Annotated in this window: 18 protein-coding genes; 11 read left to right on the top strand and 7 right to left on the bottom strand. The window is 70.1% G+C overall.

Annotation, left to right across the window (positions count from 1 at the left end; translation table 11 throughout):
- Positions 1–163 precede the first annotated feature (163 nt).
- On the top strand, positions 164–856 hold the full coding sequence (locus tag OHA25_RS27705; RefSeq protein WP_327590380.1) for a hypothetical protein: 693 nt from the start codon (positions 164–166) through the stop codon (positions 854–856).
- A 73-nt stretch (positions 857–929) separates the two neighbouring features.
- Here OHA25_RS27705 and OHA25_RS27700 read toward each other — a convergent pair whose 3' ends face one another.
- On the bottom strand, positions 930–1379 hold the full coding sequence (locus tag OHA25_RS27700; RefSeq protein WP_327590379.1) for a GNAT family N-acetyltransferase: 450 nt from the start codon (positions 1377–1379) through the stop codon (positions 930–932).
- 362 nt (positions 1380–1741) lie between these two features.
- Here OHA25_RS27700 and OHA25_RS27695 point away from each other — a divergent pair, with 362 nt between their 5' ends.
- The gene (locus tag OHA25_RS27695; protein ID WP_327590378.1) at positions 1742–3754 is read left to right on the top strand and encodes an ATP-binding protein; all 2013 of its coding nucleotides are present in this window, start codon (positions 1742–1744) and stop codon (positions 3752–3754) included.
- A 116-nt stretch (positions 3755–3870) separates the two neighbouring features.
- Entirely contained in the window at positions 3871–4887 is a 1017-nt protein-coding gene (locus OHA25_RS27690; protein ID WP_327590377.1) for a terpene synthase family protein, read from the top strand.
- Between the two features lie 14 nt (positions 4888–4901).
- On the opposite strand, the gene OHA25_RS27685 is transcribed toward OHA25_RS27690, so the two are convergent.
- Positions 4902–5282 (bottom strand): ankyrin repeat domain-containing protein, encoded by a 381-nt coding sequence (locus OHA25_RS27685; protein WP_442942143.1) that lies wholly within the window; start codon positions 5280–5282, stop codon positions 4902–4904.
- A gap of 114 nt (positions 5283–5396) precedes the next feature.
- Between OHA25_RS27685 and OHA25_RS27680 the strand changes: the two genes are divergently transcribed.
- Complete coding sequence (locus tag OHA25_RS27680; protein WP_327590375.1) at positions 5397–6305, top strand: proteasome assembly chaperone family protein; 909 nt, start codon at positions 5397–5399, stop codon at positions 6303–6305.
- A gap of 451 nt (positions 6306–6756) precedes the next feature.
- Entirely contained in the window at positions 6757–7797 is a 1041-nt protein-coding gene (locus OHA25_RS27675; RefSeq protein WP_327590374.1) for a Gfo/Idh/MocA family oxidoreductase, read from the top strand.
- Between the two features lie 37 nt (positions 7798–7834).
- Here the strand turns inward: OHA25_RS27675 and OHA25_RS27670 are convergent, their stop codons facing one another.
- Positions 7835–8629: a tyrosine-protein phosphatase gene (locus tag OHA25_RS27670; RefSeq protein WP_327590373.1), complete on the bottom strand. Its 795-nt coding sequence runs from the start codon at positions 8627–8629 to the stop codon at positions 7835–7837.
- A gap of 73 nt (positions 8630–8702) precedes the next feature.
- On the opposite strand from OHA25_RS27670, the gene OHA25_RS27665 reads away from it, so the two are divergent.
- The gene (locus OHA25_RS27665) at positions 8703–9575 is read left to right on the top strand and encodes a hypothetical protein (protein WP_327590372.1); all 873 of its coding nucleotides are present in this window, start codon (positions 8703–8705) and stop codon (positions 9573–9575) included.
- A gap of 6 nt (positions 9576–9581) precedes the next feature.
- Here OHA25_RS27665 and OHA25_RS27660 read toward each other — a convergent pair whose 3' ends face one another.
- A complete protein-coding gene (locus OHA25_RS27660; protein ID WP_327590371.1) occupies positions 9582–12068 on the bottom strand; it encodes an ATP-binding protein in 2487 nt (828 codons plus the stop codon).
- Between the two features lie 140 nt (positions 12069–12208).
- The gene (locus tag OHA25_RS27655) at positions 12209–14305 is read right to left on the bottom strand and encodes a M6 family metalloprotease domain-containing protein (RefSeq protein WP_327590370.1); all 2097 of its coding nucleotides are present in this window, start codon (positions 14303–14305) and stop codon (positions 12209–12211) included.
- A gap of 106 nt (positions 14306–14411) precedes the next feature.
- Between OHA25_RS27655 and OHA25_RS27650 the strand changes: the two genes are divergently transcribed.
- Together OHA25_RS27650 and OHA25_RS27645 are read left to right on the top strand one after the other, a co-directional pair.
- Positions 14412–15569, top strand: coding sequence for a PucR family transcriptional regulator (locus tag OHA25_RS27650; protein ID WP_327590369.1), 1158 nt, complete (start codon positions 14412–14414; stop codon positions 15567–15569).
- A 139-nt stretch (positions 15570–15708) separates the two neighbouring features.
- Positions 15709–16674 (top strand): amidohydrolase family protein, encoded by a 966-nt coding sequence (locus tag OHA25_RS27645; RefSeq protein ID WP_327590368.1) that lies wholly within the window; start codon positions 15709–15711, stop codon positions 16672–16674.
- Between the two features lie 23 nt (positions 16675–16697).
- Here OHA25_RS27645 and OHA25_RS27640 read toward each other — a convergent pair whose 3' ends face one another.
- Positions 16698–17123 carry a MarR family winged helix-turn-helix transcriptional regulator gene (locus OHA25_RS27640; protein ID WP_327590367.1) on the bottom strand — a complete coding sequence of 142 codons (426 nt, stop codon included), beginning with the start codon at positions 17121–17123 and terminating at the stop codon, positions 16698–16700.
- A 68-nt stretch (positions 17124–17191) separates the two neighbouring features.
- On the opposite strand from OHA25_RS27640, the gene OHA25_RS27635 reads away from it, so the two are divergent.
- The 3 genes from OHA25_RS27635 (at position 17192) to OHA25_RS27625 (ending at position 20729) form a co-directional block, all read left to right on the top strand.
- Positions 17192–18925, top strand: a complete 1734-nt coding sequence (locus OHA25_RS27635) for an ABC transporter ATP-binding protein (protein ID WP_327590366.1) — start codon at positions 17192–17194, stop codon at positions 18923–18925.
- Positions 18926–19029: 104 nt separating this feature from the next.
- Positions 19030–20298 carry an MFS transporter gene (locus OHA25_RS27630; RefSeq protein ID WP_327590365.1) on the top strand — a complete coding sequence of 423 codons (1269 nt, stop codon included), beginning with the start codon at positions 19030–19032 and terminating at the stop codon, positions 20296–20298.
- Between the two features lie 107 nt (positions 20299–20405).
- Positions 20406–20729 (top strand): DUF5709 domain-containing protein, encoded by a 324-nt coding sequence (locus tag OHA25_RS27625; RefSeq protein WP_305922288.1) that lies wholly within the window; start codon positions 20406–20408, stop codon positions 20727–20729.
- Here OHA25_RS27625 and OHA25_RS27620 read toward each other — a convergent pair.
- Entirely contained in the window at positions 20722–21375 is a 654-nt protein-coding gene (locus OHA25_RS27620; RefSeq protein ID WP_327590364.1) for an HAD family hydrolase, read from the bottom strand. The genes OHA25_RS27625 and OHA25_RS27620 overlap by 8 nt on opposite strands.
- Positions 21376–21442: the final 67 nt, after the last annotated feature.

The following is a 21442-nucleotide window of genomic DNA, read 5'->3' as shown; positions in this document are numbered from 1 at the left end:
GGAGCCCGGCGCATAGGGGCAGACCCCCAGATCAGCCGGGAAGATCGCCCGGCCCGGTCAGGGGCGTGCGCCGTGCCGCGACGGCCGGTCCGCGGCCGACCATGAGCCTGCCAGGCCGGCCGTAGCCCTCGGACGGCTCAATCCCTACTCCATGGGAGACATCATGACCATCGGCTCCGCCGCCGTGCGCGTGCGTGACACACGTGCCTTCCGCCGCCGCGCTCTCGCCGTGCTCCTGCCGATCGGCCCGCTGTGCGTGGCCGTCATCCGCGCCATCCTCCCCTACGGCACTACCGACGACGCCGCCGCTCAGCTGACCGCGGTGACAGCCGGGCAGGGGGCGCAGGGCGCGGTGCTCTGGCTCACTCCGATCGCCGTCCTCGCGCTGGTGCCGACCCTGTTCGTGCTGACGCGGCTGGCGTTGCGCGGTGCACCGGTGCTAGCGATCGCGGCGATCACCCTCGCTCTGCCCGGGTACCTGGGGATGGCCGCCCTGGGCGTCTCGGACGCCGCCGCCCTGGCCGCGGTCGCGGCCGGGCTGAGTCCTGCGGAGGGCACGGCGCTGCTGGAGGCGCTGGCCGCCCAGCCCGCCCTCTCGCTCTCCGTCGGCCTCTTCGTGCTCGGCCACGTCCTCGGCACCGTGCTGCTGGGCGCCGCCCTGTGGCGGGCGCGGGTGATCCCCACCTGGGCGGGCGCGGCGCTGGTCGCCTCGCAGCCGGTCCACCTGCTGTTCGTGCTCACCGGCGCCCCCAAGATCCTGGATGGGGGCGCGTGGGGGCTGACGGCGCTCGGGTTCGCCGCCGCGGCGCTCACGCTGGCCAGGATGAGCGACGAGGAGTACGAACCGCAGAGGTGAGCGGACGCCGATTCCAGGCGCCGGCGGTGAGTGGCCCCCGGTTCCAGGACGACCTCCTGGACCGGGGCACGTGTCAGATGCCGCGCGCGAAGGTGACCAGGCGTGTGCCGGGACCGTTGTAGTCCGGGACCGGCTCGCTCGCCGTGAAGCCCATGCGCCGATGGAAGGCGATGGACGCCTCGTTGACCGGCGAGGTGATGGCCTTGACCACGTGCCGGTCATGGGCGCGGGCCAGAGCGAAGAAACGCTCGTACATCGCCCGCGCCACACCCCCGCCCCGTGCGGCGGGACAGACGCCGACGAAATGGATGTACGCCTCATCCTCGGCCGACGGCGAGAGCAAGCCGACGAGGAAGCCCGCCATGCCCTCGGGGCCCTCGGCGATCAGGCTCGTGCGGTGGAAGTGGTCGAGGAAGAGCCTGGGCAGCGAGGCCAGGACGGGACGGTCCCACCACTCGTCGACCACGGCCGCCACGGCGTCGTAGTCGGCAGGCGTGGCAGGGCGCAGCACGTGTCCGGTCAACGGGGTCACTCCCAGTGCGGCGGCCGGTTCTCCACGAAGAAGTCGTCCGGGTCCTCTTCCGGCAGGTCGTCGCCCCAGCCCAGGTCCCTGTCGTCCGCCGTCTGCTCGGGGTAGAAATCTTCCACGGCTGACATGCTACCCGGACGGACAAAGCAATACCCGGTGTGTCCGCAGGTCCAGGGACATGTCGGGGCTACGGCGGTACGATGCGGGAGCAGGTGTCGCCTACCCCCGTGAGGCTGCCCATGGCCACCCCTACAGGCTGGCGGCGAGAAGGCAATCTTCCGGCGGAGCTCACGAGCTTCATCGGTCGCACGCGTCTGCTTGCCAACCTCAGACGGTACCTCGGCGAATCACGTCTGGTGACCGTCACGGGCATCGGCGGTGTGGGCAAGTCGCGCACGGTGCTTCGGCTGGCCCACCAGGTCCGCGCCCAATACCCCGACGGCGTCTGGTTCGCCGATCTCGCCCGGCTGCAGGACGCGGGCATGGTCAAGCACACCATCGCCTCGGCGCTGCGCATCGCCGACCAGTCCACGCGCGCGGAGTCCGAGACGCTGTCGGAGTGGGTGGGCGAGCGGGACATGCTGCTCATCGTCGACACCTGCGACCGCGTGGTGCAGGGAGCGGCGGAGCTGGTGCAGGAGCTGCTCGAGGTCGCGCCCAACCTCAAGGTGCTGGCCACCAGCCGGCAGTCGCTCAATCTGCCCTACGAGCACGTGCTCCCCGTGCCGCCGCTGCAGGTGCCGGGAGAGGACCCGGCCGAGACCTATTTCGTCAACGAGTCCGTGCAGCTGTTCGCGGCCCGGGCCGGGGCGAGCGTGCCCGACTTCCATCTGGACGAGGACAACATCAACGCGGTAGCCGAGTTGTGCCGGCGGCTCGACGGCATCCCGCTGGCGATCGAGCTGGCGGCGGTGCGGCTGCGGGCGTTGTCCGTGGAGCAGATCCTGGGGCTGCTGGCGGACCGGTTCAGCCTGCTGGCCGGCGCCAGCCGCACAGCGCTGCCCCGGCACCAGACGCTGCGTGCGGCCATCGGCTGGAGCCACGAGTTGTGCGAGCCGGCCGAGCGGCTGCTGTGGGCCCGGTTGTCGGTGTTCGCCAACGACTTCGAGCTCGACGCCGCGCGCTTCGTGTGCTCGGACGCGCGCCTGCCGTCCGGGCAGATCACCGACCTGGTCACCGGCCTGGTGGAGAAGTCGATCCTGCTGATCAGAAGCAACCACGCCGGGGTCAGATACAAGTTGATCGACACCCTGGCGGACTACGGCGACGAGTGGCTGGACAAGCTCGGCGAGAAGGAGCAGATGCGCCAGCGCCATCTGGACTACTACCTGAGCCTGGCGCAGCGTAGCGAGGACGCCTGGTCGGGGCCGCGGCAGATCTACTGGTTCGTCCGCATGCGCCAGGAGCACGACAACGTGCGCGTGGCGCTGGAGCACGCGCTCAAGACGCCGGGCATGGAGGTCCTGGCGCTGACCCTGCTGTCGTCGTTGTGGTTCATGTGGGTGTGTTGCGGCTTCGCCCGCGAGGGCCGCCTCTACCTCGAGCGGGCGCTCGGGGCCAACCCGGATCTCAGCAGGGAACGGTGCAAGGCGCTGTGGGTGCTCTCCTACGTGAAGAGCGCCCAGGGCGACAGCGTGGGCGCGCGGGACGCGGCCGAGACGTGCAGCAACGAGGCCGTCCGGGTCGGTGACTCCAAGGCCGTGATCCTGGCCTCCAAGATGCAGGGCACGGCCGCGATGTTGCAGGGCGACCTCCAGAAGGCCAGCGCGCTGCTCGGCGTGGCGATCGAGTTCAACACCGACAACAAGGAGCTCAACCCGGGGCTGCTCCCGGCCATCGTGGAGCTGTCGATCGTCCTCACCACCCAAGGGGAGCTCCCTGAGGCCGAGTCGCTGCTGCAGGACTGCCTCCAGGTCTGCCGCGAGCGCGGCGAGCTGTGGCTGAGCTCATACGCGCATTGGGCGCTGTCGTTGCCGATGCTGGCGATGGGCAGGACGGAGGAGGCGTTGCGCACCGCCCTGGAGGGCTTGCGGATCAAGCGTCACTTCCATGACACCGTCGGCACGCTCATGGTGCTCGAGACGGTCGCCAAGATCTACTCGTCTCAGGGCCAGATCGAGCGTGCCTCGCGGCTGCTCGGGGCGCTGCATCAAAACTGGCGCACCTCCGGCCTGCCCATGCTGGGCGCGCCGTTCCTCACGGCGGAGCACGAGAAGTGCGTCCAAGAGTGCAAGAGGGCCCTGGGTGAGGACGGCTACAAACTGGAATTCGAGGCGGGCGCCAAACTGGATCTGGACGAAGCGGTCACTCTTGCACAGGAAGCACCCGACAGTTCCGAAGACCAGGACCGCAATACTTTCGGCTCATAACCCGTAAATCGGAGAGCGATTGGAAAAATTCTGCTTCGGGTACGCCCCACGAGAACCGACATCTGTCCCGACGAGGGGGCATTTGCCACAGTTTCTCATGTGGAGGCTGCGCACCCATGCCCGACATTCCCTCCGTGTCCCTTCCTGACCCTTTCATCCCGTACCCGTCCAAGCTCAACCCCTTCGAGGCTGTGGTGGCCGATCACACCATCGCCTGGGCACGGAGGTTGAAGCTCATCGAAGACGAGACCGCGACTTCGCGCTTCGCAGGTGAGTCCTACTCCCGCCTCGTCGCACGGCTCTACCCGGAGGCCTCGGTGCCGGTGCTCGCGCTGGCCGCCGATCTCAACAGCTGGTTCCACGTCTACGACGACCAGTTCGAGCTCGCCGAGGTGGGCTCAGACCCGGACCTCGCGCGGCGCATGGCCGACAAGTTCCGCGCCGTGCTGGACGGCGCGCCGCTCGAGGCCACCGCGGGGCCGATACTCCACGGCCTGGCCGACATCCGCGACCGCATGCGGCTGCACGCCGGCGCGCGATGGTGGCACCGCTTCGCCACCCACCTCCAGGACTGCTTCGAGACCGCTCAGTGGGAAGTGGACAACCGCACGAGAGGCCGGATCCCCGACCCCGACAGCTATGTCGAGCACAAGCTCAACATCGCCTACGTCCCGCCCTCGTTCGACCTCATCGAGCTGGCCGAGCAGTTCGAGGTGCCGGACGCGATCCGCGCGTCGGCCGCGTACCGCACGCTCGTCCACGAGGCCGGGCACGTGGTCGTCTGCACCAACGATCTCATCGGCCTGCGGCGCGAGCTGCTGCAGGGCGAGTTCCACAACCTCGTCATCGTCTACTGGAAGGCCTTGAGCTGCCCCCTCCAGGAGGCCGTCGAGATGGTCGACCAGAAGATCTCGGAGCGCATCGGCATCTTCGAGGCGGCCAAAGTGGACCTCCTGCGCGTCTTCGACCAGCTCGGCATCGACGAGAACCGGCGGCACAGCACCCTGCGCTGCGTCATGGGGCTCGAGAACTGGATGCGCGGCTACCTCGACTGGGCCAAGGAGACGCGCCGCTTCGCCGACCCGGTGCTGCGGGGCGAGGTCACCGGCTTCCAGCGCGAGTTAGTCGACTAGAACGACTCCCCTGTTCATGAGAACAATCCCTCCATACCGAACATGCGGGCGGTGTCCACGGCCGAGGGCTCGCCCGCATGGGGGTCGGCGCCCGCGTCGACCAGCGCCGTGACCACCTCGAGCTCCTTCTTGAAGACCGCTCCGGCCAAGGGGGTCTGACCGCGGTCGTTGGGCCGGTCGACATCGGCGCCCAGCTCGATGAGCATCCGCACCGTCGGCGCGTGACCGTAATACGCCGCCAGCATGAGCAAAGTGTCACCTTTGCCGTTGGTCAGATTGACCGGCACCCCAGCCTCGACGTACGCGCGCAGCGTCTCGGTGTCGCCCGCCCGGGCCAGGTCGAACATCCTGGCGGCGAACTCTTCCAGCTCCGGGTCCCCGTCCATGGACCTCATTGTGCCCCGATAGGGTGCCCCCCACGGAATGATTCCGCCCCCCGCCACAGGCACGGAATCGTTCCGGCTCGCCATAGGTTCTGAGGAGAGTACCTACGGAAAGGCTGTCCAATCGTGTTCGACCCGAAGGATCTCTACAAGCTCGCAGATGACGCGCCCGAGCTGCATGATCCGGTGTTGCTGTACCACTTCGACGGCTTCGTCGACGCGGGCGGCACCGGACGTCTCGCGCTGGGCCACCTGCTGGCCGAGCTGGAGCACCGGGTCGTGGCGACGTTCGACGTGGACCGGTTGCTCGACTACCGGTCACGCCGGCCCATCATGACCTTCGACACCGACCGCTGGGTCGAGTGTGAGAGCCCGGAGCTGGCCGTTCATGTCATGAGGGACTCGACGGGGACGCAGTTCCTGGTGATGAGCGGGCCCGAGCCCGATCGGGAGTGGGAGCTGTTCACCCAAGCCGTGGGGACGCTGGTGGCGCGGCTGGGGGTGAGCAAGCTGGTGACGATGCACGGCATCCCGATGGCGGTGCCGCACACCCGCCCGCTGGGTCTCACGATGCACGCGAGCAGGCCTGAGCTAATAAATTCGCAAACGAGCTCGTTCGGGCGTGTCCAGGTGCCGGGGAGCGTGGCGGCGCTGATCGAGTTCCGGCTGGGGGCGCAGGGGCACGACGCGCTGGGATACGCGGTGCACGTGCCGCACTACCTGTCCCAGGCCGAATACCCGACGGCAGCCGTGACCGCGCTGGAGGCCGTGACGCGGGGGACGGGGCTGGTGTTCCCGATGGACACGCTGCGTGATGCGGCCCAGCGTACGAACGTGGAGATCGAAGAGCAGATCCAGGCGTCCGCCGAGCTGTCCACCGCCATCACGGGGCTCGAGCAGCAGTATGACGCGTTCGCCACCGGCAGCGAGCGCGAAAACCTCATCGCCGAGTCGACCCCGATGCCGACGGGGGATGAGCTCGCTGCTCAGTTTGAGCGGTTTCTCGCAGAGCGGGATGATCCGCAAAACCCATAAAGACCATTTTCTTGTACGGCGGTGCCGAGTGGGCCGCCACTCGACGTACTTCGGCTGACGGAGCGGCGAGCCGGGGCGGAGAGCGGCAGCTTGCGTGACCAGCGGAGCCCCGTGCGAGCGCGACCATAAACACAGCGCGGCGAGCCGGGGCGGAGAGCGGCAGCTTGCGTGACCAGCGGAGCCCCGTGCGAGCGCGACCATAAACACAGCGCGGCGAGCCGGGGCGGAGAGCGGCAGCTTGCGTGACCAGCGGAGCCCCGTGCGAGCGCGACCATAAACACAGCGCGGCGAGCCGGGGCGGAGAGCGGCAGCTTGCGTGACCAGCGGAGCCCCGTGCGAGCGCGACCATAAGCACGGCCCTCCAGGAACACGGCCTCTGAGCCCTTCACCGGCGGGCCGCCGTTACGGAGCGCACTCTGAGCCGATTACATGGTTTCGATAGCCTGGGCCGATGAGCGACATCAGGGTGGGGCTGGTCGGTTACGGCGTGGCGGGGGCGGTCTTTCATGCGCCACTGATCCATGCCACTCCTGGGTTGTCATTGGCTGCCGTCGTGACCCGGAATCCCGAGCGGCAGGCCGAGGTCGGTGCTCGGTACGGGGCTGCCGGCGTGGCGGAGGTTGAGGATCTTTGGGGCCGGTGTGATCTTGTTGTGGTGGCGTCGCCCAACAGGACGCATGTCGCCCTCACCGCGGCGACCATTGAGCGGGGGTTGCCTGTGGTCGTCGACAAGCCGCTCGCCAGGACCGCCGAGGAAGGGCGGGAGCTCGTGCGGCTGGCCAAGGAACGCGGGGTCATGCTCACCGTGTTCCAGAACCGGCGGTGGGATGGTGACTTTCTCACGGTGCGGCGGCTGGTCGGTGAGGGGGCGCTGGGTGGCGTGCGGCGGTTCGAGTCGCGCTTCGAGCGGTGGCGGCCGATGCCCAAGGGCGGGTGGCGGGAGGCCGGCGGTCCGGAGGAGGTCGGCGGGCTGCTGTACGACCTCGGGAGTCATCTCGTCGATCAGGCCTTGCACCTACTGGGGCCGGTCCACGAGGTCTACTGCGAGAGTGACGTGCGGCGCGACGGGGTGGCCTCGGACGACGACACGTTCGTGGCGTTGACGCATGCCGGCGGGGTGCGCTCGCATCTGTGGGTCAGCTCCGTGGCGGCGCGGCTCGGGCCGCGGTTTCGGGTGCTGGGGTCGGCGGCGGGGTTCGTGAAGCACGGGATGGATGTGCAGGAGGAGCGGTTGCGGGCCGGGGTCGCGCCCGATGCGCCGGGGTTCGGGGAGGACGAGGAAGCGCGCTGGGGCGTGCTCGGCACGGATGACGAGCACCGGGTCGTGCGTACCGAGCCGGGGGCGTACCTGGACTTCTACCGTGGCGTCGTGGCGGCGGTGCGGGACGGGGCAGCGCCGCCCGTGGATCCGGAGAGCGCCGTCGAGGCGCTCTCCGTCATCGAGGCGGCACGGTTGTCGGCCGATCGGCGCATCGTCGTCCGGCTGCCCTGAACGCCCGCCCGCCCTGAACGCCCGGCTGCCCCGAACGTCAGTCCCGCAGGCGGGAGCGCAGGGCCTCGGTGTCGGTGGTCGTCCAGCCGTGCTGGATCAGCCAGCCCATCGGGCCGCCGAAGCGGTCATCCAGGACGTCCAGGAACTGCTCGATGTATTTCGCCCGGGGCTTGTGGTCGTCGGCCGGCCGGGAGTCCAGGTCGCCGCGGTAGGTGTCGCTGCCCCGCAGCCGCGTGAGAATCAGCTCCAGCCGCTCCCCCGTGGCGACGTAGTCCTCCACGATGGCCTCCCTGGTGGCGCCGGCCACCTCGAGCGCCAGCGCCGACAGCACGCCCGTGCGGTCCTTGCCCGCCGCGCAGTGCACCAGCGCCGCCCCCTCGTCCAGCGCCATCGTGCGCAGGGCCGCCACCACCGCGGACGGGCGGTCACGCAGGTAGCCGAAGTAGAAGCCGGTCACCCGCAGCTCCTCGTCGAGCACCCGCTCCGCCCACGGCAGCACCCGGTCGCCGTCGATGGCGCCAGGAGCGGTATCGGCCTCGACGTCGGTGTGCCGGCCGCCCTCGGCGAACAGCGTCAAATGGTGGTGCCGCACCTCCGGCACCAGGGTCAGCGGGCCGGGGCCCTCAAGGGAGACCTCCGCGTTGGAGCGGAGGTCTACGACGTGCCGCAGTTTCAGCTCGCCGACCAGCAGGCCCACGTCCCGGGGCGTGAGCCCCTGGAGATTGTCGGCCCGGAAGATCCGCCCGCGCTGTGTGACGCCGCCGTCACGCGTGGGAAGCCCGCCCAGGTCACGCGCGTTGACCGCGCCTTCAAGATCAATCCACCTTGTCATCTCGCTCATTATCTCGACCCTATATGTCCACCAAATATGAGCGGATTCGAGGTTCATAACGCAGCATGAACGTATGGATCCACGAGCTCTGCCTCCACGGCTGGTGATCGATCCCTCGCTGCCCCCGGAGATCTCGGTAGAGCTGCGGTCGAGCCCGCACATCCTGCGCATGGCTCGAACCGGCAAGCGAATGGACACCTCGTACAACCCCGCCCTGCTGTTCGTGCTCCCCGGCTTCCTCCTGCTGATCTTCTTGGTGACCGGTGGGTACGGCGTCTTCGTGGCGAGTCTCGGCATCAGCATGATCGCGCTGATCCGGTGGATGGCGTTGGACGGCTCCTATCGCACGACCAAACGAAGACTCCGGCTGGCGCAGACCCATGCCGAGCACTACATCATGGCCGAGGACCTCGACTATCCCTGCCAGATGTTGCTGCGCCGCGCGCAGAACGCGGTCGAGGCGATACTCAACTCCAAGGTGCACCGGGCGGGACTGATCGACAGCATCGACAACCAGGTGACGCTGCCGGAGGAGGTCTGGCAGATCGCGCAGCGGCTGCGCAAGTTGTCGTCCATGCACGCCGAGCACGGCAAGCTCATCCCCCGCGAGCTGCCGCCCGGCCTGGAGGACGCGTTCAAGCCGTACACGAGCGCGCTGGACGCCGCCTGGACGTCGTTGTCGCAGCGGGTGCGCCACCTGGAGAAGTACGCCAAGCAGGTGATCAAGGCGGACAAGGTCTACCACACGCACAAGCGGCTGGAGGCGCTGGCCGCCAAGACCCCGGAATACCAGCAGCTGATCGCCGAGACCGTGCACGACCAGCTGGCCCGCCAGCACATCAGGGAGCTGGCCGACCAGGCGGCGCACGCGCGCAAGATGTTCGAGGAGAGCATCAGCCAGGCCAGGCTGGCGGCCGGGGAGCTGCTCAGGACCCCGCTCACCTAGCAGCGACTACGCCGAGGACGCCGCACGCCTGAGCAACTCGAGGGTGCGGCGCATGCCGGCCTCGTTGCCGAGGCTGCGGTAGATCTCCCTGGCCTGCTCCAGCGGCGCCACGGCCGCCTGGCGCCCGCCGGCCTCCAGGTGCGCCTCGCCCAGGTAACGCAGGCTCCGCGCCATCCACCACCGGTCCTCCAGCTCCTCGAACGCCTGGACGGCGCGGCGCAGCTCCGCCTCCGACTCCTCGATCCGGCCCAGCCGGGCCAGCCCCCGGCCGGCCGACACGGCGTTGCGGGCCACCCCCCACGAGTCGCCCAGGGCCACGAGGATCTCCTCGGCCCGCCGGACATACTCCAGCTCGCGCAGCCCGTTGGCCGGGTCGCCGACCTCGCCGGCCGCCCGCAGACAGCGGGCCTCTTCCCACAGCTCACCGCGCTGCCGGAACATCTCGGCCGCCCGGTCCAGGCTGAACCCCGCCCGGGTGAAGAGGTGGGTCGCGGCCCGGTGGTCGTCCGCCGCCAGCTCGCCCCGCGCCTGCGCGGCCAGCACCTCACCGTAGACCCGCAGCGTCTGGGCCTCGGAGTAACGGTTGCCTTCGCGCTTGAAGATCTCCAGCGCGCCCTCCAGCAGCTCCCTGGCCTCCTCGGGCCGCCGCTCGGCCATCCGCATCTCGGCGAGGTTGCGCTGGGTGCGGGCCATCCACCACAGGTCCTCCTCGCCCTTGAACGCGGTGATCGCCCCGATCAGGTAGTCCTGCGCCCGATCCAGGTGGCCGTCGCTGTACAACGTCATCCCGATTCCGCGCATGCACCTGGCCGCCCACCACGACTCGCCCAGCTCGGTGAAGATCTCCAGGGCCTGCTCGGCCTCCTCCAAAGCCCGCTCGCGCAGCCCGAGGCCGCCGTGCACGGAAGCGCTGTCGAGCAGGGCGATGGCCAGGGAGCGCCGGTCCCCGCTCCGCTCGGCGGCCGCGCAGCCGATCTCCGCGACCGCCTTCCAGTCGGCCCAGTAGGCGCGCAGCGAGTGGCACAGCGAGCAGAACGCCCTGGCCAGGCCCCACGTCAGTTCCCACAGCTCCAGCTGCCTGGCCAGGTTGATCATGGCGAGCAGCGAGAGGCGCTCGGCGTTGAGCCAGTCGCCGGCCCGCAGCTGCCCGTCGGCACTGGCGCGGCGGCCGCCCCGGCTCCAGTCCTGCGGCCAGCGGTTCTGCGCGGCCTCCTCGGCGCGGCGGCGGTAACCGTAGAGCACCCGCTCGATCGCGGCCCTGCGCCGCTCGCCCTCGTCCTGCTCGGTCAGCTCCGCGGCGAAGACCCGGACCAGGTCGTGCAGCCGGTAGCGCATGGCGCCGGTCTGGTCGGTGCCCGAGCACTCGGCGAGCTGGGCGTCGATGAGCGCCTCCAGCTGGTCGGCGCCGTCGAGGCCGGAGATGTCGAGCAGCTCGCCGGCCACCCAGCCCGGCACGTCGGGCGCGGGCAGCGCGCTGAGCAGGCGCAGTAGCCGGCGCTGCATGCCGGTGCAGTCGTCGTAGCTGAGCTGCACCGAGGCGCGCACGCTCTTGTCGACGGTCGGGGCCAGCTCCAGCTGGTCGAGGATGCGGCGCGTGTCGGCCAGCCGGCCGGCCATCTCGCGCAGCGTCCACTGCTCGCGGGTGGCGAGCCGGCCGCCGCAGATGTTGATCGCCAGCGGCAGGTAGTCGCACAGCCGGACGATCTCCTTGGCGGAGTCGAGGTCGTCGACGATCCTGGCGCCGCCGCTGAGCCTGGCCAGCAGCTCCACGCCGTGTGCCTCGCTGAAGACGCCGAGCCGCGTGTCGTGGGTGCCGTTCAGGAACAGCGGCGCGCGCGACGTCACCAGCACCGCGCACCCCGGCTCGGCCGGGATCAGCGGTTTGACCTGGTCGGCGTCGTGGGCGTTGTCCAGGCCGATGAGGATCCTGCGGCCCTTGGTCCAGGTCAGCCAGAGTTTGCGTAATTCGTCTAGGCCGCCGGGGTCGGTGGTCAGGCGCACGTCCAGCGCGCGCAGGAAGCCGATGAGGACCTCGTCGGGGCGTACGGGGGCGTCGACGCCGCCGCGCAGGTCGGCGTAGAGCCGGCCGTCGGGGAACCAGTCCGCGACCTCCTGCCCGAACCGGGTCATGAGCGCCGATTTGCCGACGCCGCCGCGGCCGTACACGGAGACGACGAGGGGCGGCGAGAGGTCCGTGGCCTTGCGGCGAGAGGCGAAGACGTCACGCAGCTCGGCCAGGGCTTCGGCACGGCCGGTGAAGTGCTCGGGGACGGGCGGCCACTGGTCGGGCGCGACGCCGCCGGCGCTGCCGCTGATCTCCGGACGTCTGGACCGCGACTCGGTGGTGGCCCACGTGGTGAGCCCGACGAGGATGGCCGCCCCCAGGGTCACGCCGACCTTGGCGAGCGGCGGGATCTCCCACTCCACCGATGCCGCCAGGACGCTCGCCGCGGCCGCCGCCAAACCCGCGGAGACGGATGCCGCCCATGGCACCCTTCTTCGACGTCTTCGCGGCTTTTCTGGAAGATTGTCTGTCTTGTCGGGCAGGTCCCCGGTCAATGAACACCCCCTCTACGGGGGTGATTCAACCGAATGGGGTACGGCCCGCGCCAGCCGTACCCCACGGCTTTCCGCTACAAGCCGATCACGTGGCAGGTGGCGGTCATGGTCTTGGCCGGGTCGCTCTCCGAGGTGGCGGTGAGCTTGACCCTGGCCAGCCGGTCGCCGCCGGCCTCGCGGACCGCGTTCACGGTCACGAGCGCCTGCTTGCCGAACGCGACGGAGGCGAGGGCGTTCGGCACCTGAGTGGTCCAGCCCTTCCCCTGGACCTCGGCCTTGAGCCGGTAGACGTCGGAGCCCAGGTAGGCGCTGACGTCCTCTGGGTGCTGGCCCTGTGCCGGGGCCGCCTTGCCGGTGTTGAACAGCGGGAAGGTGCAGGAGGAGATGTTCTTGCCGGCCGGGACGCCGGCCCCGGGGAGCAGTTTGACGCCGCGCTGCTGCGGTCCCGCGCCGTCGAGCGAGCGCACGGCGACCGTGTAGGACAGCTCGCCCTCACGGTTGCGCTTCAGGTCGGTGACGTAGAAGTGCAGGCGGTTGGCCTCGTCGACGAACTCGTACTCGCTGCCCGAGTCGGTGCCCGCGTGGAAGAGGGCGTCGGACAACTGCCGGTAGTCGCCGATCGTGATCGGCACCTTGGTGCCGTCCGGCAGCACGTAGTCGGTCATGCCGATGTCCTGCGGGTTGGCGTCGACCACCCACTCGAAGGGGGCCCGGTCCTGGTTCTTGGTCTTGGCCAGGAGCACGCCGGAGTCGGGGGTGAAGGAGTCGGTGCCCATGCGGTCGACGACCTCGACCGTGTAGTTCTCGTAGCCGCCGCCGTCGCACAGCGGATCGGCCGTGCTGCACGAGCTCTTGTCCCCGGTGTCGAAGGAGATGTTGATCCCGGCCAGCTCGTCCTGGCCCGGCTGCACGGCTCGGGCGAGGACCTTTGCGGTGACCAGGCCCGACTCGTCCAGCGCCTCGCGCGACAGCCGCAGGACGTTCTGCTCGTCGACCATCCCCAGCACGATCTTGTTGCGCAGCATGTGCTGGGCGCCCATGGACGCGCCCGCGGTGGGCGGGATCAGCCAGCGCGAGTGCGGGCCGCCGGGGCCGTTGAAGCTGCCGCGGCTGAGCATCTCCCAGATGCCGGTGTACGCCCGTTTGGGCGGCACGGCGTACGGATTGTTGTAGTTGTCGGCGACGCCCATGATGTGACTCAGCTCGTGGGCGTAGACCGCCATGCCGGAGCTCTCCGCCTGGACCGAGTCGACGCCGAAGCGGGCGTTGGGCCAGAAGTTGGAGCCGGCCTGCCAGGAGGTCCACTCGACGTAGCGGGTCCTGGACCAGTTGGTGAGGTTGGGGTCGGGCGGGCCCCACTCGTCGGTCACGGACTCCTTCGTCGGGAACTTCATCATCCCGAACTCCTGCCACGTGGACGACTCGTCCTGGCCGGCGCTCAGGTAGAAGACGAAGTCGAACTGCGCGGCCACGTCCGGGCCGACGGCGGCCAGCCAGGCGGCGTTGCCGTCGGTCCGCAGGTTCCTGGTGCAGGTGTCGCCGGCCGGGCAGGCGTCCCGCTGGTACTCCATGGCGTACTCGTGGTCCTTGCCCGGCATCGTGTACGGGCCGAATCCCGTGAGCTCCACGCCGAAGCGGCCGCCCGAATCCTCCATCCAGTACTCATGGATGGTGTGGCCCTTGTTGAGGTCGTTCGGGGTGTTGAGGAAGTCCTCGTAGAACTTCGCGACCTGGTCACGCGGGATGTCGTGGGCCTCGGCGCTCGGGTTGGCGTAGATCGTCGAGCCCTTGGGCTGGGTGACGACGAACTGCTGGTTGGGGTAGTCGAGCAGGATGAGAGCGCCCTTGAAGGTGCGCTTCGACCCCTTCACCGCGGGGTCGTTCCACTTGGTGCCGGGCGGCTTCTTGTAGTCCGCCCACGTCATGTTGTCGGGATTTTCCCAGTTCTGGGGGTCGATGGGCTGGGTGCCGCCGGCGGGGCGGCCGCGCAGCGTCTGGGCGTCGAGGGGTGTGTCGCTCTGCCAGGGCTGCGTTCGCGGCCAGTGATCGCGCCGCCATGGGTGTTCCGGATCGGTGGGGGGTGCTGCGGAAGCGGGGGTCGCCACGAGGCTCACCGGGATGAGCACGATGGCCGCGAGTAACCCCTTCAGCAGCTTCTTCGGGAGGTTCACGGATCGACGGTATAGACGTTGTTGACGGAGATCACCGAACAGTTGTAGGGAAGACCTGTAGCGGCGTGTCCTACAAATGTTGAAATATGCATGTAAGGGGGTGGTTGTGGCGGATCTTCAGCGGACCGTTGACGAGCTCGCCGCCCGTCTCGGCCGCCCCCTGTTGCTCGAGGACCGCGTGCAACGTGTCGTGGCCTACAGCGAGCAGAACGGCGCCATGGACGACATCCGCCGCGACTCGATCCTGCGCAGGCACACCACGCCCGAGGTGCGCCAGTGGTTACGCGCGGCCGGCGTGCACGAGGCGCCGGGTCCCATCCGCACCCTGGGCGCGCCGCACCTGGGGCTGCTGCCGCGCGTGTGCGTGCCGGTGCGGCACGCCGACGGGCTGCTCGGCTTCCTGTGGTTCATCGACGCCGAGCCGGCCATGTCGGAGGCGCAGGTCGCCGAGGCCGAGGCCGCCGCCCCGGGCCTGGCGCTGGCGTTGTTCCACGAGAGCCTGGCCAGCGGTCTCGCCTCGCACCGTGAGCTGGAGGCGGTCACCGGGGTGCTGCTCGGCGAGCCGGACGCGGCCAGGCAGCTGATCGAGGCAGGCGCATTCCCGCAGGCGGAGGCGGTGACCGTGCAGGTGGCCAGGCCGCTGGCGACCGAGCCGTCCGACCCGCTCCGGCTGGCGCTGGAGCAGGGGCTGCTGGCGCTGCGGCGGCGGCTCAGCGGGCATCATCCGCTGCACCTGGTCCGCTACGACCACGCCGTGCTGCTCACGGCCGGGGCGCCGGTCTCGCCGGACGAGCTGCACGCGGCCATGCCGGTCCCAGTGGTGGTCGGGGTGGGGCGGGCCAAGCCCACCCTGGCGGCGGCGGTGGGGTCGTACCAGGAGGCCAGGCACGCGGCCGAGGTGGCCGCCCGCGTGCCGGGGCTCGGGGGAACCGCCGAGTGGGCGCGGCTGGGCGTGTACCGCCTGCTCACCCACCTGCCCGATCAGGAGCTGCATCCGGGGCTCGAGGACCTGCTCGGGGACGCGCAGTACCTGCCGCTGCTGGAAACGCTGGAGACGTATCTGGACCTGGCCGGGAGCGCGGTGGCCACGTCCCGGGCGCTGAGACTGCACCGCACGTCGTTGTACTACCGGTTGCAGCGGGTGGAGGAACTCGCCCGTACGGACCTGAAGGACGGCGGCGAGCGGCTCGCCCTGCACCTGAGCCTGAAGCTGGCCCGGCTCTCCGGACGCTACTTACCTAGGGATTTGCCTGGTTCGACCTGATTGATTGATTCCCTAGCGTAGCTCACGTTTAATTCCCTGAAAGGTAAATCCGACGGGAGTGCTGATGCCCTCTGCTGCGACGCGTGCTGGACCGACGGCAAGACGGCCTGCCCGGCCGATCCCAGGACGGCGCTCCCCCGTGCCGATCGTGCTCCACTCCGCGCCGCTGGTCCTGCCCGTCTGCGACGATCCCCTCCGCGACGGCGCCGTGGTGATCAGGGGCGATCGGGTGCTCCAGGTGGGCTCGCGGGCCGAGCTGCTCTCGTGTTTTCCCGTCAGCGAGGAGCGCCGGTGGCCGGGGATGATCGTGGCAGGGCCGGTCGACGCCTGCTCGATCCCGCCGTCGGCGGCACGTGGGGTGACCGCGCGGGCGAGCGTGGTGTGCCACCTGGCCGAACCCGCGGGGATGCCCGGCATCACCTACATCGAGGTGAACGCCGACAGCGAGGAAGACTGGGAGGAACGTGAGCGCGACGCCGTCATCACGGCGATCCGGGAGATCGACAGGCCGTTCGCGGTGGGGATCGCGGCACGCACCAGGAACCCTCAGGTGCTGGAGGACGTGGCCGTGCTGGCCAGGACCTTCGGGCTGCGGCTGCTGGCCGACCTGGACCGGCATTCACCCGCCGCACTCGATGAGGCCGGGGTGCTGGGGCCGCTGTGCCACGTCACCTGCACGCGGTCGCTCGATCCCGGCGAGCGCAAGCTGCTGCGGCTGCGCGAGACCACGGTCGCCCTGTGCCCGTCGGTGCCGCCGCCCGTGACCGACGTGCTCGCCCTGCTGGACGAGGGCAACTCCCTCGCCCTCGGCACCGGCCGCGAGGCGTCCGCCGCCGGGCCGCTCGGGCTGGCGACGGCCATCAAGCGGCACGCGCGTGAGCTCGGACTGCGGCCCCGGGGGCTGGATCGCAAGCTGGTCGAGGCGGCCACGCTCGGCGGCGCCAGGGCGCTGGGCATGGATCGCGGGCCGGGCCGGATCGGGTCTCTGAGCCCCGGCGCCCGCGCCGATTTCGCGGTCTTCGACGCGCGCGGCCGCTATCCGTACGCCGCGCTCCTCGCCGCGCCGCCCTGCGTCGGGACGGTCGTCGGCGGCGTGGAACGCTGAAGGCGGCCCCCACGCCGCCGCTGTCACCTGAACTGACCGTCCACGACGCCCAGCAGCTCCCCCAACTGCTCGCGCTGCTCCTCCGACAACACCGCGAACAGCTCCTCACCGGCCTGCCGGCGAGCCTCGCGCGCCTGCCCGGCAGCGGCGCGCCCCTGGTGGGTGATGACGACCAGCGTCGAGCGGCGGTTGCCGGGATCGACCTGCCTGCGCACCAGCCCCGCCTCCTCCAGCGCGTCCACGACGGGCGTGAGCGAGCGCGGCACGATCCGCAGCTCCTCGGCCAGTTGGACCATCCGCAGCGGCCGCTCGGGGTCGGCGTCGGCGAGCACACGCAAGGCCCGCGCCTGGCTCGGGCTGAGTCCGAGCGGGACCAGCCGCCGCACGTATCCATGCCGCAGCCGCCGGCTGACCTGGTGCAAGAGCTCCGCGAGCTCCTTTTCCGCCATGCCTTAAGCTTAGCCGGAACAAATATGAGTTAACCTCTGTTTGAGTGGACATCTGAGAGGAGCACCATTTGGCGGAGGAACCACGGGCGCCGCTGCGGCGCATCATCACGCTGTTCCGCGCCTACCGTGGCCGTCTGGCTCTCGTGGGCTCGCTCATCCTGCTCGCCTCGCTCGTGTCGCTCGCCCAGCCGTTCCTGCTGCGCGAGGTGCTGGACGTGGCGATCCCGGCCAGGGACGCCGGGCTGCTGGCGCTGCTCGCCCTCGGCATGATCGCGGTCGCGGTCACGACCAGCGTCTTCGACGTGGTGCAGACCCTGATCTCCACCACGATCGGCCAGCGGGTCATGCACGATCTGCGCATCTCGGTGTACACGCACCTGCAGCGCATGTCACTGGCCTTCTTCACCCACACCAAGACCGGCGAGGTGCAGTCGCGCATCGCCAACGACATCGGCGGCATGCAGCAGGTGGTCACCTCGACCGCCTCCTCTCTCGTCTCCAACCTCACCACCGTGATCGCCACGATCGCCGCCATGGTCGCGCTCGACTGGCGGCTGACCGTGATCTCGCTCCTGCTGCTGCCGGTGTTCGTGTGGATCAGCCGCAAGGTGGGCACGGAACGCAAGCGCATCACCACCGAGCGGCAACGCAAGCTGGCGAAGATCGCTTCGATTGTGCAGGAGTCGCTGTCGATCAGCGGCATCCTGCTGGGCCGGACGATGGGCCAGGCCGCCGGCCTGACCGAGCGCTTCGGCCGGGCCTCGGACGAGCTGGCCGACCTCGGAGTGCGCATGAGCATGGCGGGGCGCTGGCGGCAGTCGTCCATCCAGATCGTCATGGCCGCGATGCCCGCGATGATCTACTGGGCCGTCGGGTACACGGGCACGATCTCGGTCGGCACGCTGGTGGCGTTCACGACGTTGCAGACGAGCCTGTTCCGGCCGGCGGTGTCGCTGCTGCGGCTCGGCGTCGAGGTGCAGACCTCGCTGGCCTTGTTCGGCCGCATCTTCGAGTATCTCGACCTGCCGGTCGACATCCACCCCGGCACCCGTACGCTCGAGCGCGTCCGTGGCGAGGTGCGCTTCGAGGAGGTCGGCTTCTCCTACGGCGAGACTCCCACGCTGACCGGCGTCGACCTCATGGTCCCCGCGGGCACCAGCCTGGCCGTCGTGGGCGAGACGGGCGCGGGCAAGACCACGCTCAGCTACCTGCCGCCCCGGCTCTACGACGTCACGGGCGGGCGGGTGACGATCGACGGCGTGGACGTGCGGGAGCTGACGTTCGAGACGCTGAGCGCGACGGTCGGCGTGGTCTCGCAGGAGACGTACCTGTTCCACGCCTCGATCGCGGACAACCTGCGCTTCGCCCGCCCCGAGGCCACGGACGAGGAACTGGAGGCGGCGGCGCGGGCCGCGCGCATCCACGATCACATCGCCGCCCTGCCCGACGGCTATGACACGGTGGTGGGCGAGCGCGGCTACCGGTTCTCCGGCGGCGAGAAGCAACGCCTGGCCATCGCGCGCACGCTGCTGCGCGACCCGCCGGTGCTGATCCTCGACGAGGCCACCAGCGCGCTGGACACGCAGACGGAGCGGGCCGTGCAGGAGGCGCTCGACGCGCTGGCGCGGGGCCGTACGACGATCACGATCGCGCACCGCCTGTCCACCGTGCGCGATGCGGACCAGATCGTGGTGCTCGACCACGGGAGCATCGTCGAGCGCGGCACTCACGACGAGCTGATGGCGCGTGGAGGCCACTACGCGGCGCTGGTGAGCAGGGACCATCCAGTAGAAGTGGTTTGATGTCATTTTAAACGTGTGTTGCCTCACATTCCGGCCAGACCGGAATCGCTTCGCCGGAAGGCCCTGTTGGATTCTCCGGCGAATCTTCAAGGCAAGGACATGTTTTGTCTCTGACTTCCCCTGCGTTGATCTCCTCTGGGATCAGAGCCCTGCGTCATCACAATTACCGGCTTTGGGCAGGAGCGGACATCATCTCGGTGACCGGCACCTGGATGCAGGTGCTCGGTCTCAACTGGCTCATCCTCGAGATGACGGGCTCGGCCGCGAGCGTGGGACTGAGCCTCGTCATGCAGGCACTGCCGACGTTGCTGCTGGGCATGTGGGGCGGGGCGCTGGCGGACCGGCTGCCCAGCCGGCCTGTCGTGGTCGCCGCGCAGCTCGCGCAGGCGGCGCTGGCGGCCGTGCTCGCGGCCATCGTCGTGACGGGCGTCGACTCCGTGCTGCCGATCTACGCAGTGGCGCTGGCCGGCGGCGTGGTGACCGCGCTGGGCGGCCCGGCGCTCGGCCGGTTCGGAGCCCAGGTCGTGCCCCCCGCCGACCTGTCGAACGCGATGGCGCTCGGCTCCCTCCTGAGCTCGGCCGGGCGCATCCTGGGCATGAGCCTGGCGGGCGTGCTGCTGCCGGTCACGGGGAACGCCGGCCTGTTCGTCATCAACGCGGCCAGCTTCTTCGTCGTGATCGCGGCGGTGGCGGCCATGCGGCGCTCGGAGTTCCACCGGCTCGCCGCCGCCGAGCGGCAGCGGGGCGCCGTGCTCGAAGGGCTGCGGTACGTCATGCGCACCCCCTGGCTGCTCGTCGTACTGGCCTTGTGGTTCGTCTCGGGCAGCGTAGGCCGCAACTACCAGGTCACCATGGCCGCCATGAGCGCCGGCCCCCTGGAGGCGGGCGCCGGCGGGTACGGCCTGCTGTCCACGGCGTTCGCCGTCGGCACGGTGCTCGGCGGCTTCCTGGTCGCCGCCCGGCCGGAGCTGACGATCCGGCTGCTGCTGATCACCGCGTTCGCGATCGGGGTGGCGCAGGCGCTGAGCGGGCTGATGCCGGAGCTGTGGTCGTTCGCGGCGTTGATGGTGCCGATCGCGGCGGGCGCGGTGGCCGTCGACACCACCGTCTCGGCCCGCGCGCAACTCGACAGCCCAGAGCCGATGCGCGGCCGGGTCATCGCCGCGCTGTCCATCGTCAGCGCGGGCTCGGGCGCGCTCGGCGGGCCGCTGCTGGGCTGGCTCAGCGACACGCTCAGTCCGCGGCTCGCGCTGGAGCTCGGCGGCGTGGCCTGCGTGGCGGCGGCGCTGCTCGCGGCCATGGCGCTGGCCAGGCTCTCCGGCCGGACGATCAGGCAGGCCGCCCGGCTGCGCCCCCGCCTCGAGCAGGCCTGACCTCAGGCGTGCGCGCCTCGGCGCATCCCGTCAAGGAAGAGTTGGCCGACACCCTAAGGCCCGCCAAGTCAGAGGATTCCGGGCCGCTCCTTGGGTAGGGGGCGCGTATGACCGAAAAACCTCCGAACCGGCACGGCATGAGCGATGAGCAGGCGATCGAGGTCAGTGAGTGGACCGACGATCTCGGGCTCCATCACGAGGTCGTGGAGGACGACCCGCGGCGCAGGGACACCCTCGACGAGCGGCTGCGCAGGGAGGCCCCCGAACGGCTCCATGAGCCCCGTCCCAAACACCGGCTGACCCAGCCGGACGAGGGCTTGGAGCCGGACACGGAGGACGAGGAGCTCGGCGAGGACTGGGGCGATGACGACTCGGACCTGTCGGCCGAGGAGCGGGCGGTCCGCATCGATCCCGGCGAAGGCCTCAGGTGAGCCGGCGCGCGGCGGGCAGGACGGCGTGCAGGTCATCGACGACCAGGTCGGCGGCCGCCGCTTCCGGGCGCGCGGCGTGCAGATAGCCCCACGGGCCGCGGCGCAGCAACGCGGTGCGCATGCCCGCCTGCGCCGCCGGGAGCACGTCGTTGTCGATGCGGTCCCCCACGTACAGGATCTCACCGGGCTCCCTGCCCGCGACCGCGGCCACCTTGGCGAAGAACTCCGGCTGGGGCTTCTCCACGCCCCAGCCCTCAGAGGTGTGCACGGAGTCGGCCGGCAGGTCCATCGCGAGCAGCGCCCCGTAAGCCCGGCGCGGCTGGTTGCCCGCGATGATCACCTGGTAACCGGCCGCCTGAAGAGCGGCCAGCGCCCCGCGCACGTCGGGATAGAGGTCGTCGGCGTCGAAGTGGTTACGCAGGCCGTCGGGGTCGTCACGCTCCCAGGCGGCCTCCTCCGCGTCCAGGTCGAAGCCGGGCCGGATGAGCTGGAACGCCTCGGCGTGCGGGCGGTCGAGCGCGGCCATGCCGCCGAGCGCGCCCATGAGCACAAAGCTGCTCACACCCAGCCGCTCGGCCCAGCGCGACCAGATGCGCGTCTCGTCGATGAGCGTCTCCCCGACGTCGAACACCACAGCCTTGATCATCAATCCCCCCGCTCGACCCTGTTTCAGCTCAGTCATCCGGGCACTTGGTGAAGGCCCGACAAAACAA

Origin of the sequence: Nonomuraea sp. NBC_00507, from assembly GCF_036013525.1 — a bacterium.
Taxonomy (GTDB): Bacteria; Actinomycetota; Actinomycetes; order Streptosporangiales; family Streptosporangiaceae; genus Nonomuraea.
This window is presented reverse-complemented; position numbering and strand designations above follow the sequence as displayed.